Below are 13633 nucleotides of genomic sequence, written 5' to 3' on the forward strand. Positions count from 1 at the left end.
GCAGCCGTTCGAGGAGTTCGGGGTCGTCGAGGGCGTTCTCGGTGCCCGTGGTGACCCCCTGCCGTTCCAGCCGCAGCCGGGCAAGGTCGGCCTCGGCGGCCTCGCGGCGGTGTCGCGCCGCGCCGAGCACCAGCCCGATCCGGTCGCGGAGGGTGTCGAGCGCCTGCGTGACCCGGGCGCGGCGCTGCGCGTTCCTGCGTCGCACGCCTACACCCTCGAACGGTAGTGGTCGATCATCTGCTCCGCCCCGTCGATCCGCGCGCGGTTCGCGTCGAGCTGCTCGACCGCCCGCGCGAGCTCGTCCGGCAGCCAGGCGTCGGGACGGGCCTGGGCCTCGGTGACCACCCGCCGGTAGTCCTCCAGCAGCTCGCGGGCGGCGGCGTTGTGTGCACGGACGTCGTCGAGGGTGCCGAGCACCTCGCCGAGCGCGTGCCGTAGTTGTTCCGCTGACATGGGACCTCCCGACGCTTCACCGACGTGCGGTCACCGGCCGCGACCGGGCCGGCCGGGTTCACAGCCGGGCCGAGTAGTTCTCGGCGGAGGTGATGCACGCACGGATGGTGGTCTGGGTGCCGTTGATCCCCTGCAACGCCTCGGCGAGCATCCCGTGCGCCTGGTTGACCTCCTCCTGGGCACTGCCGGAGGTGGCCTGGGCCAGCGACTGTTGGGCTTCCTCGAGGGACTGGGCGGCCTGCTGCAGGGCGGCGATGCTGGCGGAAGCCTTCTCGTTCGCGAGGGCGATCCCCGCGCGAATCTCCTCCACACCGGGCATGGGTCGGGCTCCTTGAGGAAGTCGGATCTGACGGCGACCAACCTATCGTGATCGATCAGCAGCACACAGCAGGTAGGTGGGGGAATCGATCAGTCACCGTGTGCGCACCCCGCCGGGTGTCGAATGTTCAGTGTCGGCTGTACTATTCAGCCCGTGTGGACCTGTGAGACGCGCGGCACCGCGCTCGCCCGGCTCGGGCGGGCCCTGGCCGACCCCACCCGCTGCCGCATCCTCACCGCCCTGCTCGACGGCGTGCACTACCCGGGCGCACTGGCCGAACAGCTCGGGCTGAGCCGGTCGAACGTGTCCAACCACCTGGCCTGCCTGCGCGGCTGCGGACTCGTGGCGGCCACCTACGAGGGCCGCCGCGTCCGCTACGACCTCGCCGACCCGCACCTGGCCCGCGCGCTGGGGGAGCTCTCGGAGATGGTGCTGGCCGTCGACACCGACCGGCCGTGCCTGAACGACACCCCGGTGGCGGCGGACGGCGACGGGGTACGCACGGCCGGGGAGGAGGTTGTCCCGTGAGCCACCCGTCCGACGACACCGGACACCCGGCCACGACCCCGGCCGACGACTGTTGCGCGGGAACGGACGGAGCCTGTGGTGCGGGCCGGGCGGCGTCGGCCCAGCCGCAGGAGGCCCCGCTGTCCGAGCAGCGGCGCGCGGTCCTGACCCGCTGGGTGCGGCTGCTGGTCGCTGCCACGATCACCTACAACGTCGTCGAGGCCGTCGTCGCGATCTCGGCGGGTGCGGTGGCGAACTCCACCGCTCTGATCGGCTTCGGCCTGGACTCGACGATCGAGGTCGCCTCCGCCACGGCCGTGGCCTGGCAGTTCTCCGGCACCGACCCCGAGGCGCGGGAACGGACGGCACTGAAGGTGATCGCCGTGTCGTTCTTCGCGCTGGCCGCCTATGTCGGGGTGGAGTCCGTGCGCGGCCTGTTCGGTGCCGCCGAGGCGGAGCACTCGGCGGTGGGCATCGTGCTCGCCGCGGTGTCGCTGGTGGTCATGCCCGCGTTGTCGCTGACCCAGCGCCACGTCGGCAGGCAGCTCGGCTCGGCCAGTGCCGTGGCGGACTCCAAGCAGACGCTGCTGTGCTGCTATCTCTCCGGTGTGCTGCTGGTGGGCCTGCTGGCGAACAGCCTGTTCGGCTGGGCCTGGGCCGACCCGATCGCCGCCCTGGTCATCGCCGCCGTCGCCGTCCGCGAGGGCCGCGAAGCCTGGCGCGGCGAACACTGCTGCTGACCCCCCACGCACGCGAAAGGCGGCCCCGACTCACTCCCCCAGGTCCGCGAGTCGCCGCCCCAGGACCGCGAGTTGCCGTTCCCGAACCTCGAGTTGACGCTTCACGTCCGCGCGTCGGCCTGTAGGAAGTACCGCCGTCGTGCGCGGGTGGGTGACGGCTGTATCGCGTCCCGCCGTCGGCGTTGAGTCGTAGGCAGGGAGCAGCGACTCGCGGGCCTGGAGTGGCGACTCGCGGCCTTGGAGCGTCAACTCGCGGGCAGTGAATGGCGACTCGCCGGGGTGGGGTTTCCCCGCGCGCGGGTGGTCAGGTCAGACGGGTGGGTGGTGCAGGGGCCGCCTGCCCTCGCCGTCGCACCAGCGGCACGCCCGCATCGTCAGTACCGCGCGGCCGATTCCGTCGAGCACGGCGAGCTTGGGATCGGCGACCTGCCCGTCGCCACCGCACCCGGTGCACACCGCCCGCACCTGCCCGTCGTCGTCGCCCATGCCGGACCTCCCATGAGCTCCCCGCTACCGCCGCAGGTTCGGCAGTCTACGGTCCCGGACCCGGTCCGGCCCTTCGCTCGCCTGTCCGCCGTGCTACACGACGAAGAACGCCGGGCACCCGTAGGTACCCGGCGTTCCGGTGAGCGGAGGATACGGGATTCGAACCCGTGAGGGCTGTTAACCCAACACGATTTCCAATCGTGCGCCTTAGGCCGCTCGGCCAATCCTCCGCGCAACAGCGTATCAGCCGGGTCCGCGCGGTCCGACAACCGCCCGGCCGGTGGCGCTGCGCTGCGCGGACCCGGTGCCGGGAGTGCGGCGCACCGCTCCCGGCGCGGCCGGGTTAACCGGGCGTGACCCCGGGTATCTGCCGGGGACGTGCCGTGCCGGGTCCCGGCGCGGCGGTGATCCGTGGAACGCGCCGAGGGAAGAGGTGGCCGATGTCCGTGGCGACCGTCGATCGCGAGATGCTCACCGAGCTGGGGCAGCAACTGCGGGTGGACGCGGTGCGCGCGGCCGACTTCGCCGGGTCGGGGCATCCGACGTCGTCGATGTCGGCGGCCGACCTGATGGCCGTGCTGCTCGCCGGGCACCTGCGGTACGACTTCGAGGCGGCGCAGAACCCCGCCAACGACCACCTGATCTTCTCCAAGGGGCACGCCTCGGTGCTGCTGTACGCGATGTACGTCGCGGCCGGGGCGATCTCCGAGGACGAACTGCGCTGGTACCGCTCGTCCGGCAGCAGGCTGGAGGGACACCCCACCCCCGCGTTGCCGTGGGTGGACGTGGCCACCGGCTCGCTGGGGCAGGGTCTGCCGATCGGGGTCGGCATCGCGCTCGCCGGGCGCAGGCTCGAACACCGGGACTACCGGACGTGGGTGCTGTGCGGGGACAGCGAACTCGCCGAGGGGTCGATGTGGGAGGCCTTCGAGCACGCCGGGTACGAGCGGCTGAACAACCTCACCGCGATCGTCGACGTCAACCGGCTCGGCCAGCGCGGGCCCACCCGGCACGGGTGGGACACCGGCGCCTACGCCCGCCGCATCGGCGCGTTCGGCTGGCACACCATCGAGATCGACGGGCACGACGTCGAGCAGATCGACCGTGCCTACGCCGAGGCCGCCGGGTCCGACCGGCCCACCGCCATCCTCGCCCGCACGCACAAGGGACGCGGCGTGTCGGCGGTGGACGACACCGAGGGGCAGCACGGCAAGGCGCTGCCGAACGCGGACGAGGCGATCGCCGAGCTGGGCGGGCGGCGGTCGATCCGGGTGGACGTCACCGCGCCCGAGTACGAGCGGCCCGCGCCGCCCCGGCTGCACACGCTGTCGATCCCGACGTACTCGCCGGGTGCGGAGGTCGCCACCCGCACCGCGTTCGGCGAGACGTTGACCGCGCTGGGGCGGGTGCGGTCGGACATCGTGGCGCTCGACGGCGAGGTCAGCGACTCGACCCGCACGGGGTACTTCGCCAAGGAACACCCCGACCGGTTCTTCGAGTGCTACATCGCCGAGCAGCAGATGATCGCCGCGGCGGTGGGGCTGCAGGTGCGGGGCTGGGTGCCGTACGCGGCGACGTTCGCGGCGTTCCTCAGCCGGGCGTACGACTTCGTGCGGATGGCGTCGATCAGCGGGGCGGATTTGTGTCTGATGGGCTCGCACGCGGGGGTGTCGATCGGGCCGGACGGGCCGTCGCAGATGGGGTTGGAGGACCTGGCGTTCTTCCGTGCGGTGTGGCGCAGCACGGTGCTCTACCCGTGTGACGGCAACCAGACCGCGCACCTGACCGCGGCGATGGCCGAGCACTCCGGCATCCGGTACCTGCGCACCACCCGCCCGGACACCCCGGTGCTGTACGGCCCGGAGGAGAGCTTCCCGATCGGCGGCAGCAAGGTGCTGCGCTCGTCGTCGTCGGACGAGGTGACGCTGGTCGGCGCCGGGATCACCGTGCACGAGGCGCTGGCCGCGGCCGACCAGCTCGCCGACGCGGGGATCCGGGCGCGGGTGATCGATCTGTACTCGGTCAAACCCGTGGACATCGCCACGTTGCACGAGGCGGCGGCCGACACCGGCCGCGTGGTCACGGTCGAGGACCACTGGCCGCAGGGCGGGTTGGGCGACGCCGTGCTGGACGCGTTCACCTCGGCGACCACGATGCCGAAGGTCACCAAGCTCGGCGTGCTGGCGATGCCCGGCTCGACCGGCGCCGCCGAGCAGCTCCAGCACGCGGGCATCGACTCCTCGGCCATCGTCGACGCCGCCCGCACCCTCGTCGGCCGCTGACCCCCGCGCTCCCTCGCCCGGAGGTTGTCGTGAAGGGCACTTTCCCTGCGTTGAGTGCCGTGAGGGGCACTTTCACTGCACATGACGCAGGCATAGTGCCCCTCACGGCACACGCCGGGGGCGCGGTCAGCGGCCCCGGCGTGTGCGGCGGCGACGGCGGGGGCGTCGTGGTTCCGTGGCGGCGTAGGTGGTGGCGGTGACCAGGCCGTAGGCCAGGTGGGGCAGGGCGTCGCTGAGCCAGTCGGAGGCGCTCCAGGTGCGGGGATCGGTCACGCCGAGGACGGCCATCGGGGCGTTCGCCCCCGCCATCGCGGCCACGGTCGCGACGACGCCGCCCACCAGCACCGGCGGGCGCCAGCCGAGCCCGTGCAGGACGCCGTAGCCCACGCCCACCGTCGTTCCCGTGACCATGCCGAGCAGCGCGCCGAGCCCCGACTTCCGGCTCTCCTGTTCCTGCGTGTCCCCCGGCAGTTCGGTGCCCGCCGCCCGGCTGATCTTCTCGATCGTCTGCTGCGGGGTGCTGCTGGACGGGCGGCCGCGCAGGGTCATGTCCAGGTAGGTGGCGGCGTGCAGGGCCGTGGTTCCTGCGGCGCCGGCCGCGGCGCCGCGTGCGAGGGAGGACAGCATGCGCGCCGGATACCCCGCCCGCCCGGGGCGAACCGCGCGGGGTGCCGATCCGGTGACGGCGAGTCGTCCCGCACCGGGCGTCTTCGGGCTTTCAACCAGCGAAAACCTCGACGGCAGTGTGTTGAGCGGGTTCACAGGCCGTGTGACGATGTCGCAATGAGCCAGCGTACGAGTCCCCCGTTCCGCGCCGACCACGTCGGCAGCCTGCTCCGTCCGCCCGAGCTGCACGCGGCCCGTGAGAAGGCGGCGCGGGGCGAGATCACCCGTGACGAACTGAAGGCCGTCGAGGACGACGCGATCCGCGAGGTCGTCGAGCGGCAGCGTCGGGCCGGGCTGCGTTCGGCCACCGACGGCGAGTTCCGCCGTGCCTCCTGGCACATGGACTTCATCTACCAGCTCGACGGCGTGTCGCAGAGCGACGAGCGGATGGAGGTCCGGTTCCACAACGCGGCGGGCGACCTGAACTTCTCCCCGCCCAAGCTGCAGGTCGACGGCAAGGTCGGGCTGCGGGAGCCGATCTTCGCCGAGCACTTCGAGTTCCTCAAGTCGGTCACCGACCCGTCGGTGACGCCGAAGCTCACGATCCCGTCGCCGAGCATGGTGTACTACCGGGGCGGCCGTGCCGCCGTCGACGAGTCGGTGTACCCGGACCTCGAGGACTTCTTCACCGACCTGAGCGCGGCCTACGGTGCGCAGATCGCCGCGATGGGCGAGCTCGGGTGCCGCTACCTGCAGCTCGACGACACCAGCCTGGCCTACCTCAACGACCCGAACCAGCGCGAGCTCGTGGCCCGCATGGGCGGCGACCCGGACACCCTGCACCTGCGCAACATCCGGACGATGAACGCCGCCCTGGAGCACAAGCCCGAGGGCATGGCGATCACCACGCACCTGTGCCGGGGCAACTTCCGCTCCTCGTGGGCGGCCGAGGGCGGCTACGACTTCGTCTCCGAGGCGCTGTTCAACGAGCTGAACGTGGACGGCTACTTCCTGGAGTTCGACGACGAGCGCTCCGGCGGCTTCGAGCCGCTGCGCCACGTGCCGAAGGGCAAGTACGTCGTGCTCGGCCTGGTCACCACCAAGCGCGGTGAGCTGGAGTCGCTGGACTCCCTGCAGCGGCGCATCGAGCAGGCGTCCAAGTACATCGACGTCGACCAGCTCTGCCTGTCCCCGCAGTGCGGCTTCTCCTCCACCGAGGAGGGCAACGACCTCACCCGCGACGAGCAGTTCCGCAAGCTCGAACGCATCGTCGAGACCGCCGAGAAGGTCTGGGGCTGACCGAGCCGGTCACCCTCCGTAGTGCCGTGAGGGGCACTTTCCCTGCATGCGACGCAGGGAAAGTGCCCCTCGCTGCGTCCGGCGCAGGGAAGGTGCCCTTCACGGCAACACCCCCGGGAGGGGGTTGCGGGGGTGGGGGTGGCCGCGTTGGGTGGGGGTGTGCGGCACAGGGGTGAGAGTTCGGTGAGTGTGGTCGGGCGGGTGCTGGCCGTGTTCGACGCGTTCAGCCCGCAGCGGCCGGTGTTGACCCTGTCCGAGTTGAGCAGGCGGGCCGGGCTGCCGCTGTCCACCACGCACCGGATCGTGGGTGCGCTCACCGAGCACGGCGCGCTCGAACGCGACGCCGACGGCGGCTACCGCGTCGGGCTGCGGCTGTGGGAGATCGCCTCGCTCGCCCCGCACGGCGCGCCGTTGCGGGACAGCGCCCTCCCGTTCCTGGAGGACCTCTACGAGGCCACCCACCAGAACGTCCAGCTCGCCGTGCTCGACGGCACCGACGTCGTCTACGTCGAGCGCATCGCCGGACGCGAGGCCATCCGGATCCGCTCCCGCGTCGGCGGGCGCATGCCGCCGCACGCCACCGGGGTCGGCCTCGTACTGCTCGCGCACGCCGCGCCGGAGACCCAGGAGCGCGTGCTGGCCGGGCCGCTCACGCGGTACTCGCCGAAGACCCTCGTCGACCCGACCCGGTTGCGCCGGGTGCTCGCCGACGTGCGGCGGGACGGGTTCGTGCTCAGCGACGGCCAGATCGAACCGGACGCGGTGTCCGTCGCCGCCCCCGTCCGCGGTGCCGACGACACCGTGGTCGCCGCCATCTCGATCGTCGTCCCCGCGCAGGGCACCGACCCGTGGACCCTGGTACCCGCCGTCCGCGCCGCCGCGCACGGCATCTCCCGCACGCTCGGGGCGCCGCGTGCGGTCTCCCAGCCGGACGAGCCGGGCGAGCGTTCCCACCCGCGCGACCGGTCCTCCGCCGAACGGACGGGCCGGTCCTCCGCGGGCCGCGGGCGCCCCCGGTCTTGACCGTACCGTCGCACCGGCAGGACCCTCGAATCCCCGGTGCGGCGCACCGGCGGCGGTGGTCGGAACGGTTCTCGTGGGAAGAGAGGACTCCGGTGACGGACACCCGGGTTGGCATCGTCGGAGCGGGCCCCGCGGGCCTGGTGCTGTCCTACCTGCTGCATCTGCAGGGCGTCGAGGCCGTGGTGCTGGAGGCCCGCAGCCGCTCCCACATCGAGCAGCGCGTCCGCGCGGGCGTGTGCGAGCAGCCGACCGTCGAGCTGCTGCGGGAGATCGGGGTGGGCGCCCGGATGGAGGCCCTGGGGATGCCGCACCACGGCCTGTCCCTGCGGTTCGACGGCGCGGACCACCGGATCGACCTCACCGGGCTGACCGGCCGGTGCATCACCGTGTACGGCCAGCAGGAGATCGTGAAGGACCTGATCGCCGCGCACGAGGAGAAGGGCCTGCCGATCGAGTTCGGGGTCTCCGACGTCGCGCTGCACGACGTGGACGGCGACCGGCCGCGGGTGAGCTACACCGACGCGGACGGCCACGCGCGGGAACTGCGCTGCGAGGCGATCGCCGGGTGCGACGGGTTCCACGGGGTGAGCAGGCCGTCGATCCCGGAGCGCGCGCTGACCACCTTCGAGCGGCACTACCCGTTCGCCTGGCTCGGCATCCTCGCACGCACCCCGCCGTCGCACTCCGAGCTGATCTACACCCACCACGAGCGCGGCTTCGCCCTGCACAGCATGCGCTCTCCGGAGATCACCCGGCTGTACCTGCAGGTCGACCCGGACGACCCGGTGGACGACTGGCCGGACGACCGGGTGTGGTCGGAGTTGCAACAGCGGCTGGCCACCGGGGACGGCTTCCGCCTGCGGGAGGGGCCGGTGCTGGAGAAGAGCATCGCACCGATGCGCAGCTTCGTGGTGGAGCCGATGCAGTACGGCAGGCTGTTCCTCGCCGGCGACGCCGCGCACATCGTGCCACCCACCGGGGCGAAGGGCATGAACCTCGCCATCGCCGACGTGCGCCACCTCGCCCGCGCCCTGAAAGCACTGCTGCGTGACGGCGACCCGGCCCCGGCCGCCGCCTACTCGGACACCTGCCTGAGCCGGGTGTGGCGGGCCGAGCACTTCTCCTGGTACATGACGTCGATGCTGCACACCGACCCGGCGACGGACGCCTTCGGGCGCAGGCTGCAGCTGTCCCAACTGCGCTACACGGCGAGCTCCCGCTCCGCCGCGACCAGCCTCGCCGAGAACTACGTCGGTCTGCCGTTCGAGGGGGCGTGACCGGCCCGGCGGCCGGGTGCGTTCCGCGCCCGGTCCGCCGGAACCGTGCCGCCCGCGCAGCCGGTCAGGCCCGCTGTTCGACGCGCGGGTCGGTCGCCCACGTGGTGTGGAAGGTGCCCTCCCGGTCGGTCCGCCGGTAGGTGTGTGCGCCGAAGTAGTCCCGCTGCCCCTGCACCAGTGCGGCGGGCAACCGGTCGGCGCGCAGGCCGTCGTAGTAGGCCAACGCCGTGCTCAGTCCGGGCGTCGGGATGCCCAGCCGCACGGCGGTGGTCACGACGTTGCGCCAGGAGTCCTGCGCGCGCTCCACGGCGGTGCGGAACGTGCCGCTGGTCAGCAGGGTCGGCAGCGTCGGTTCCGCCCGGAACGCCGCCCGGATGTCGTCCAGGAACGTCGCCCGGATGATGCACCCGCCCCGCCAGATCGAGGCGACCGCGCCGAGGTCGATGTCCCAGCCGTACTCGGCGCTGCCCGCCTGGATCTGGTTGAACCCCTGCGCGTAGGCGACGACCTTGGAGGCGTACAGCGCCTGCTCGACGTCGTCGGCGAACCGCTCGGCCTCGGCACCGGTCAGCGCCGCCCGTGCCGGACCGGCGAGGCCGCGGGCGGCCGCGCGCAGCTGGGTGTGCCCGGACAGCGACCGGGCGAACGTGGCCTCGGCGATGCCCGTGATCGGGACGCCGAGTTCGAGCCCGTTCTGCACCGTCCAGCGGCCGGTGCCCTTCTGCTCGGCCTCGTCGGCGACGACGTCGACGAACGGTCCGCCGGTGGTGGGGTCGGTGTGCGCGAGCACCTCGGCGGTGATCTCGATGAGGTAGGAGTCCAGCCTGCCGGTGTTCCAGGTGCGGAACACCTCGGCGATCTCGGCGGGGCCGTACCCGAGCGCCCCGCGCAGCAGGTCGAACGACTCGGCGATGAGCTGCATGTCCGAGTACTCGATGCCGTTGTGCACCATCTTGACGAAGTGGCCCGCGCCGTCCGGGCCCACGTGGGTGCAGCACGGCTCGCCGTCCACCTTCGCGGCGATGTCCTCAAGCAGCGGGCCGAGCGAGGCGTACGACTCGGCCGACCCGCCGGGCATGATGCTCGGGCCGTGCAGCGCCCCCTCCTCGCCACCGGAGACACCGGTGCCGACGAAGTGCAGCCCGCGTTCGCGCAGCGCGGCCTCCCGGCGGCGGGTGTCGGCGAAGTGGGCGTTGCCCGCGTCGATGATGATGTCCCCGGGATCGAGCAGCGGGGCGAACTCCTCGATCACGTCGTCGGTGGGCCCGCCGGCCTTGACCATGATGACCAGTCGGCGCGGCCGTTCGAGCGCGTCCACGAACTCCCGTGCCGAGTAGGTGGGCACGAACGTCCCCTCGGAGCCGAACCCCTCGACCAGCTCCCGGGTGCGGTGTTCGGTGCGGTTGTGCAGGGCGACGGTGTGGCCGTGCCGGGCGAGGTTGCGGGCCAGGTTGCGGCCCATGACCGCAAGGCCCGAGACGCCGATGCTCGCTTTCGTGGTCATGGCTGCCCACCTTACGCCGGGACGGGATTGCGCACGGTGTCCGAGATCCCGCCCGGGGCCATCCGGAGGAGTGATTCCGGACGGCCCGCCGAACGCGGTAACGTCTCCGCGCCATGGCCAGCACCGTGACCTCCCGCCGGAAGCAGCTCGGCAACGAGCTGCGGCACGCGCGTATCGCCGCCGGCTACACCCAGCAGCAGGTCGCCGACATCCTGGGGTGCACCCAGGGCAAGGTCAACAAGATCGAGTCCGGGTCGGTCGGGGTCAAGCTCGGCGACGTCCGTTCCATGCTGGACGCCTACGACATCGCGGGCGAGGAGGCGGAGACGCTGCTGGAGCTGGCCAGGGCCGCCGCCGGGCGGCGCGGGCAGTGGTCCGGCTACCGCTCGGTGGTGCCGCACTGGTTCCGCACGTTCACCGACCTGGAACCCGCCGCCGCCGAGATCCTCACCTGGCACGGCGAGCGGATCCCGGGGCCGTTGCAGTCCGAGCACTACATGCTCAAGCAGTTCACCGAGTTCGGCGCCACCGACGTCACCGCCCTGGTCCGCAACCGCCTCGACCGCAAGAGCGTGTTCGAACAGCAGCACCCGCCGTACTACCGCTTCATCGTCAGCGAGGCGGCGCTGCACCGGGCCCCGGGAGGGCACGCGCCCGCGGTGATGCTCGACCAGCTGGAGCACATGCTGGAGCTGGACGAGCGCAGCCGGGTGTACGTGCACGTGCTGCCGTTCGACGCGAAGCTCGCCGCGGTGCCGAACGACTTCACCGTCATGCGGTTCCCGGACCGCACCCGCGACTTCGTCTACATCGAACACTCCGCGGGCGGTGTCTACCTCGACGACGTCAAGGACTTCCAGATCTTCGTGGACGCCTGGGACCGGCTGCGCGGTGCCGCGTTGGAGCGGCAGGAGAGCAGACAGCTGTTGAAGCAGTTCGCCCACCGGTACCGGGAGTCACTGGAGTCCTGACCGCCTGCTCCGGCGGAGCGTGTCACGCGCGGCACAGGTACCGGAGCGCGAACGGGTCGTCCACCGGCAGGAGCGGCCCGGGATGGCGCCGCGTGGACAGCCGGACGAAGCTGATTCCGAACCGCCCCCGCCGGATCCGGCGGGGGGTCTCCTGTTCGGCCGTCCGGTTCGCGCGTACGGCACTCACCGGCTCGACGTCGAGTCGTACGGCCATGCTGTTGCCACCATCCCCCACAGTTGTTGTCGATCTCTCAGCAGACCGACCCCGATCGCCCGCCTGTCTCTACCGATAGTAATAATCGTAAATGCGCAATAATCATGCTGTCGAGCCGAACCGGGGAATGTCGCACGGATGGAGGCATCCTTTGGTCGGATCGGCGGCATAGCGGCGAAAAACCGGGCCCAACGAACACGACCCGTAGTCGCCGTCACCGTGTACGGAGGGATGCCATGGCCGATTATGCCGGGAGAGTCGCCTACGACCCGACCACGGCCGAGAGCATGTTCGACCCCGGCGGATGGCGGAAGTCGTTCGCCAGCGAGCCCAACGGGGGCAACTGCGTCGAGGTCAACCTGACTCCGGGCCGGGTCGGCGTGCGGGACACCAAGCTCGCCGACAGTCCGGTGTTCGTCTTCGACGAGGGGGAGTGGGATGCCTTCGTCACGGCCGTGAAGGCGGGCCAGTTCGACCTGCCGCACTGAGTCCCCGACCTCGCGCCCGGGGCACGGCCGGGTGCGGACCCGGTGCTGTCACCGTCGGCGGTCATCGCCTACACTGTCCCGTGGACCCCCGCGACGTCCATCCTGTGAACCTCCCCAGGGCCGGAAGGCAGCAAGGATAAGCAGGCTCTGACGGGTGCGGGGGTCCCCTTTCTGCCCGGGTGAAACGCCTCCTCCGAGGGCACCGCTGTCACCGGTGGGCGGTACTCTCGCGCCCGTGGCACTAGCGCTGTACCGCAAGTACCGACCCTCCAGTTTCGGCGAGGTCGTCGGCCAGGACCACGTCACCGAGCCGTTGCGCACCGCGCTGGCCTCCGGCCGGATCAACCACGCGTACCTGTTCTCCGGCCCGCGCGGCTGCGGCAAGACGTCCAGTGCGCGCATCATGGCGCGCTCGCTCAACTGCGTCGCGGGCCCGACCCCGGAACCGTGCGGGGAGTGCGGCCCGTGCGTGGCCCTCGCGCCGGGCGGGCCGGGCAGCGTGGACGTCACCGAGCTGGACGCGGCCAGCCACAACGGTGTCGACGACGCCCGTGAACTGCGGGACCGCGCCTTCTACGCCCCGGCCGAATCGCGCTACCGGGTGTTCGTCATCGACGAGGCCCACATGGTCACCCCGCAGGGCTTCAACGCGCTGCTCAAGATCGTGGAGGAGCCGCCGGAACACCTGATCTTCATCTTCGCCACGACCGAGCCGGACAAGGTGCTGGCGACGATCCGGTCGCGGACGCACCACTACCCGTTCCGGCTGATCCCGCCGAGCGCGATGCGGGAGCTGCTGGAGCGCAACGTGGCCGCCGAGGGGATCGCGGTCGAGCCCGCGGTGTATCCGCTGGTCATCCGTGCGGGCGGCGGTTCGGCACGGGACACCCAGTCGGTGCTGGACCAGCTCATCGCGGGTGCGGGCCCGGACGGCGTGACCTACGAGCGCGCCGTGGCCCTGCTCGGGGTCACCGATGTGGCGCTGATCGACGCGATGGTGGACGCGCTGGCCGCGCAGGACGCGGGCACCGTCTACGGCACGGTGGAACGCCTCGCCGAGGCCGGGCACGACCCCCGCCGGTTCGCCAGCGACCTGCTCGACCGGCTCCGGGACCTCGTCCTGCTGCGCTCGGTGCCGACCGCGGCGGAGACGGGACTGGTCTCGGCGCCCGAGGAGCAGATCGAGCGCATGGTGAGCCAGTCCCAGCGCATCGAACCGGGCACGCTGACCCGCTACGCCGAGATCCTGCACAACGGGCTGCTCGACATGCGCGGGGCGACCTCGCCCCGGTTGGTGCTGGAGCTGCTGTGCGCGCGGATGCTGTTGCCGGAGGTCTCCGGGGACGAGGCCGCGATGCTGCAACGCCTGGAGAGCCTGGAACGCAGGTTCGGTGCGGGCGAGGTCGCGCCCCCGCAGGCCGCACCCCCGCAGGCACCGGCCGCGCAGGCACCGGCCGCGCAGGC

Annotated in this window: 16 protein-coding genes, 1 tRNA gene and 1 other RNA gene; 10 read left to right on the forward strand and 8 right to left on the reverse strand. The window is 71.9% G+C overall.

Annotation, left to right across the window (positions count from 1 at the left end):
* From ACTIR_RS26625 to ACTIR_RS0113050, 3 genes are all read right to left on the reverse strand, one after another.
* On the reverse strand, window positions 1–205 hold a 205-nt coding region (locus ACTIR_RS26625), incomplete at its 3' end, for a hypothetical protein (RefSeq protein WP_034239854.1).
* Between the two features lie 2 nt (window positions 206–207).
* Complete coding sequence (locus ACTIR_RS0113045; RefSeq protein WP_026454618.1) at window positions 208–453, reverse strand: hypothetical protein; 246 nt, start codon at window positions 451–453, stop codon at window positions 208–210.
* Window positions 454–511: 58 nt separating this feature from the next.
* Window positions 512–772, reverse strand: a complete 261-nt coding sequence (locus tag ACTIR_RS0113050; RefSeq protein WP_019806204.1) for a hypothetical protein — start codon at window positions 770–772, stop codon at window positions 512–514.
* 153 nt (window positions 773–925) lie between these two features.
* On the opposite strand from ACTIR_RS0113050, the gene cmtR reads away from it, so the two are divergent.
* Both cmtR and ACTIR_RS0113060 read left to right on the forward strand, forming a co-directional pair.
* Window positions 926–1300, forward strand: a complete 375-nt coding sequence (gene cmtR, locus ACTIR_RS0113055) for a Cd(II)/Pb(II)-sensing metalloregulatory transcriptional regulator CmtR (protein ID WP_026454619.1) — start codon at window positions 926–928, stop codon at window positions 1298–1300.
* Entirely contained in the window at window positions 1297–2019 is a 723-nt protein-coding gene (locus ACTIR_RS0113060; RefSeq protein ID WP_026454620.1) for a cation transporter, read from the forward strand. Before cmtR ends, ACTIR_RS0113060 begins: the two co-directional genes overlap by 4 nt.
* Before the next feature lie 309 nt (window positions 2020–2328).
* Here the strand turns inward: ACTIR_RS0113060 and ACTIR_RS27205 are convergent, their stop codons facing one another.
* Both ACTIR_RS27205 and ACTIR_RS0113070 read right to left on the reverse strand, forming a co-directional pair.
* Window positions 2329–2505, reverse strand: a complete 177-nt coding sequence (locus ACTIR_RS27205; protein ID WP_199285622.1) for a hypothetical protein — start codon at window positions 2503–2505, stop codon at window positions 2329–2331.
* A 144-nt stretch (window positions 2506–2649) separates the two neighbouring features.
* Window positions 2650–2735: transfer RNA gene (locus ACTIR_RS0113070), tRNA-Ser, on the reverse strand.
* 210 nt (window positions 2736–2945) lie between these two features.
* On the opposite strand from ACTIR_RS0113070, the gene ACTIR_RS0113075 reads away from it, so the two are divergent.
* Window positions 2946–4787, forward strand: a complete 1842-nt coding sequence (locus tag ACTIR_RS0113075) for a transketolase (protein WP_026454621.1) — start codon at window positions 2946–2948, stop codon at window positions 4785–4787.
* Window positions 4788–4913: 126 nt separating this feature from the next.
* Here the strand turns inward: ACTIR_RS0113075 and ACTIR_RS0113080 are convergent, their stop codons facing one another.
* A complete protein-coding gene (locus tag ACTIR_RS0113080; RefSeq protein WP_026454622.1) occupies window positions 4914–5414 on the reverse strand; it encodes a hypothetical protein in 501 nt (166 codons plus the stop codon).
* Window positions 5415–5570: 156 nt separating this feature from the next.
* Here ACTIR_RS0113080 and ACTIR_RS0113085 point away from each other — a divergent pair, with 156 nt between their 5' ends.
* The 3 genes from ACTIR_RS0113085 to ACTIR_RS0113095 all read left to right on the forward strand — a co-directional run bounded on the left by ACTIR_RS0113085 (window position 5571) and on the right by ACTIR_RS0113095 (window position 8992).
* Complete coding sequence (locus ACTIR_RS0113085) at window positions 5571–6692, forward strand: 5-methyltetrahydropteroyltriglutamate--homocysteine S-methyltransferase (RefSeq protein WP_026454623.1); 1122 nt, start codon at window positions 5571–5573, stop codon at window positions 6690–6692.
* A gap of 159 nt (window positions 6693–6851) precedes the next feature.
* Entirely contained in the window at window positions 6852–7715 is an 864-nt protein-coding gene (locus ACTIR_RS0113090; protein WP_034239888.1) for an IclR family transcriptional regulator, read from the forward strand.
* Between the two features lie 92 nt (window positions 7716–7807).
* A complete protein-coding gene (locus ACTIR_RS0113095) occupies window positions 7808–8992 on the forward strand; it encodes a 4-hydroxybenzoate 3-monooxygenase (RefSeq protein ID WP_026454625.1) in 1185 nt (394 codons plus the stop codon).
* Window positions 8993–9056: 64 nt separating this feature from the next.
* On the opposite strand, the gene gndA is transcribed toward ACTIR_RS0113095, so the two are convergent.
* On the reverse strand, window positions 9057–10496 hold the full coding sequence (gene gndA / locus ACTIR_RS0113100) for an NADP-dependent phosphogluconate dehydrogenase (RefSeq protein WP_026454626.1): 1440 nt from the start codon (window positions 10494–10496) through the stop codon (window positions 9057–9059).
* Window positions 10497–10609: 113 nt separating this feature from the next.
* Between gndA and ACTIR_RS0113105 the strand changes: the two genes are divergently transcribed.
* Window positions 10610–11467, forward strand: a complete 858-nt coding sequence (locus tag ACTIR_RS0113105; RefSeq protein ID WP_026454627.1) for a helix-turn-helix domain-containing protein — start codon at window positions 10610–10612, stop codon at window positions 11465–11467.
* 22 nt (window positions 11468–11489) lie between these two features.
* Here the strand turns inward: ACTIR_RS0113105 and ACTIR_RS0113110 are convergent, their stop codons facing one another.
* Window positions 11490–11681 (reverse strand): hypothetical protein, encoded by a 192-nt coding sequence (locus tag ACTIR_RS0113110; protein WP_026454628.1) that lies wholly within the window; start codon window positions 11679–11681, stop codon window positions 11490–11492.
* Window positions 11682–11917: 236 nt separating this feature from the next.
* Here ACTIR_RS0113110 and ACTIR_RS0113115 point away from each other — a divergent pair, with 236 nt between their 5' ends.
* From ACTIR_RS0113115 to ACTIR_RS0113120, 3 genes are all read left to right on the forward strand, one after another.
* Window positions 11918–12169, forward strand: a complete 252-nt coding sequence (locus ACTIR_RS0113115) for a DUF397 domain-containing protein (protein WP_026454629.1) — start codon at window positions 11918–11920, stop codon at window positions 12167–12169.
* Between the two features lie 77 nt (window positions 12170–12246).
* Window positions 12247–12343: signal recognition particle sRNA small type (gene ffs, locus ACTIR_RS25015), an RNA gene on the forward strand.
* Between the two features lie 61 nt (window positions 12344–12404).
* Window positions 12405–13633 (forward strand): DNA polymerase III subunit gamma and tau (locus ACTIR_RS0113120; RefSeq protein WP_026454630.1); only part of this gene is annotated, 1229 nt, incomplete at its 3' end.

It is taken from the genome of Saccharomonospora iraqiensis subsp. iraqiensis (assembly GCF_000430445.1).
Classification (GTDB): Bacteria; Actinomycetota; Actinomycetes; order Mycobacteriales; family Pseudonocardiaceae; genus Saccharomonospora; species Saccharomonospora iraqiensis.

Bases quoted from the DNA above. Each gene is read 5' to 3' on its own strand.
- gndA (WP_026454626.1), bottom strand. From the start codon at position 10,496: ATGACCACGAAAGCGAGCATCGGCGTCTCGGGCCTTGCGGTCATGGGC.
- ACTIR_RS0113050 (WP_019806204.1), bottom strand. From the start codon at position 772: ATGCCCGGTGTGGAGGAGATTCGCGCGGGGATCGCCCTCGCGAACGAG.
- ACTIR_RS0113115 (WP_026454629.1), top strand. From the start codon at position 11,918: ATGGCCGATTATGCCGGGAGAGTCGCCTACGACCCGACCACGGCCGAG.
- ACTIR_RS0113105 (WP_026454627.1), top strand. From the start codon at position 10,610: ATGGCCAGCACCGTGACCTCCCGCCGGAAGCAGCTCGGCAACGAGCTG.
- ACTIR_RS0113045 (WP_026454618.1), bottom strand. From the start codon at position 453: ATGTCAGCGGAACAACTACGGCACGCGCTCGGCGAGGTGCTCGGCACC.
- ACTIR_RS0113075 (WP_026454621.1), top strand. From the start codon at position 2,946: ATGTCCGTGGCGACCGTCGATCGCGAGATGCTCACCGAGCTGGGGCAG.
- ACTIR_RS0113085 (WP_026454623.1), top strand. From the start codon at position 5,571: ATGAGCCAGCGTACGAGTCCCCCGTTCCGCGCCGACCACGTCGGCAGC.
- ACTIR_RS0113110 (WP_026454628.1), bottom strand. From the start codon at position 11,681: ATGGCCGTACGACTCGACGTCGAGCCGGTGAGTGCCGTACGCGCGAAC.
- ACTIR_RS27205 (WP_199285622.1), bottom strand. From the start codon at position 2,505: ATGGGCGACGACGACGGGCAGGTGCGGGCGGTGTGCACCGGGTGCGGT.
- ACTIR_RS0113080 (WP_026454622.1), bottom strand. From the start codon at position 5,414: ATGCTGTCCTCCCTCGCACGCGGCGCCGCGGCCGGCGCCGCAGGAACC.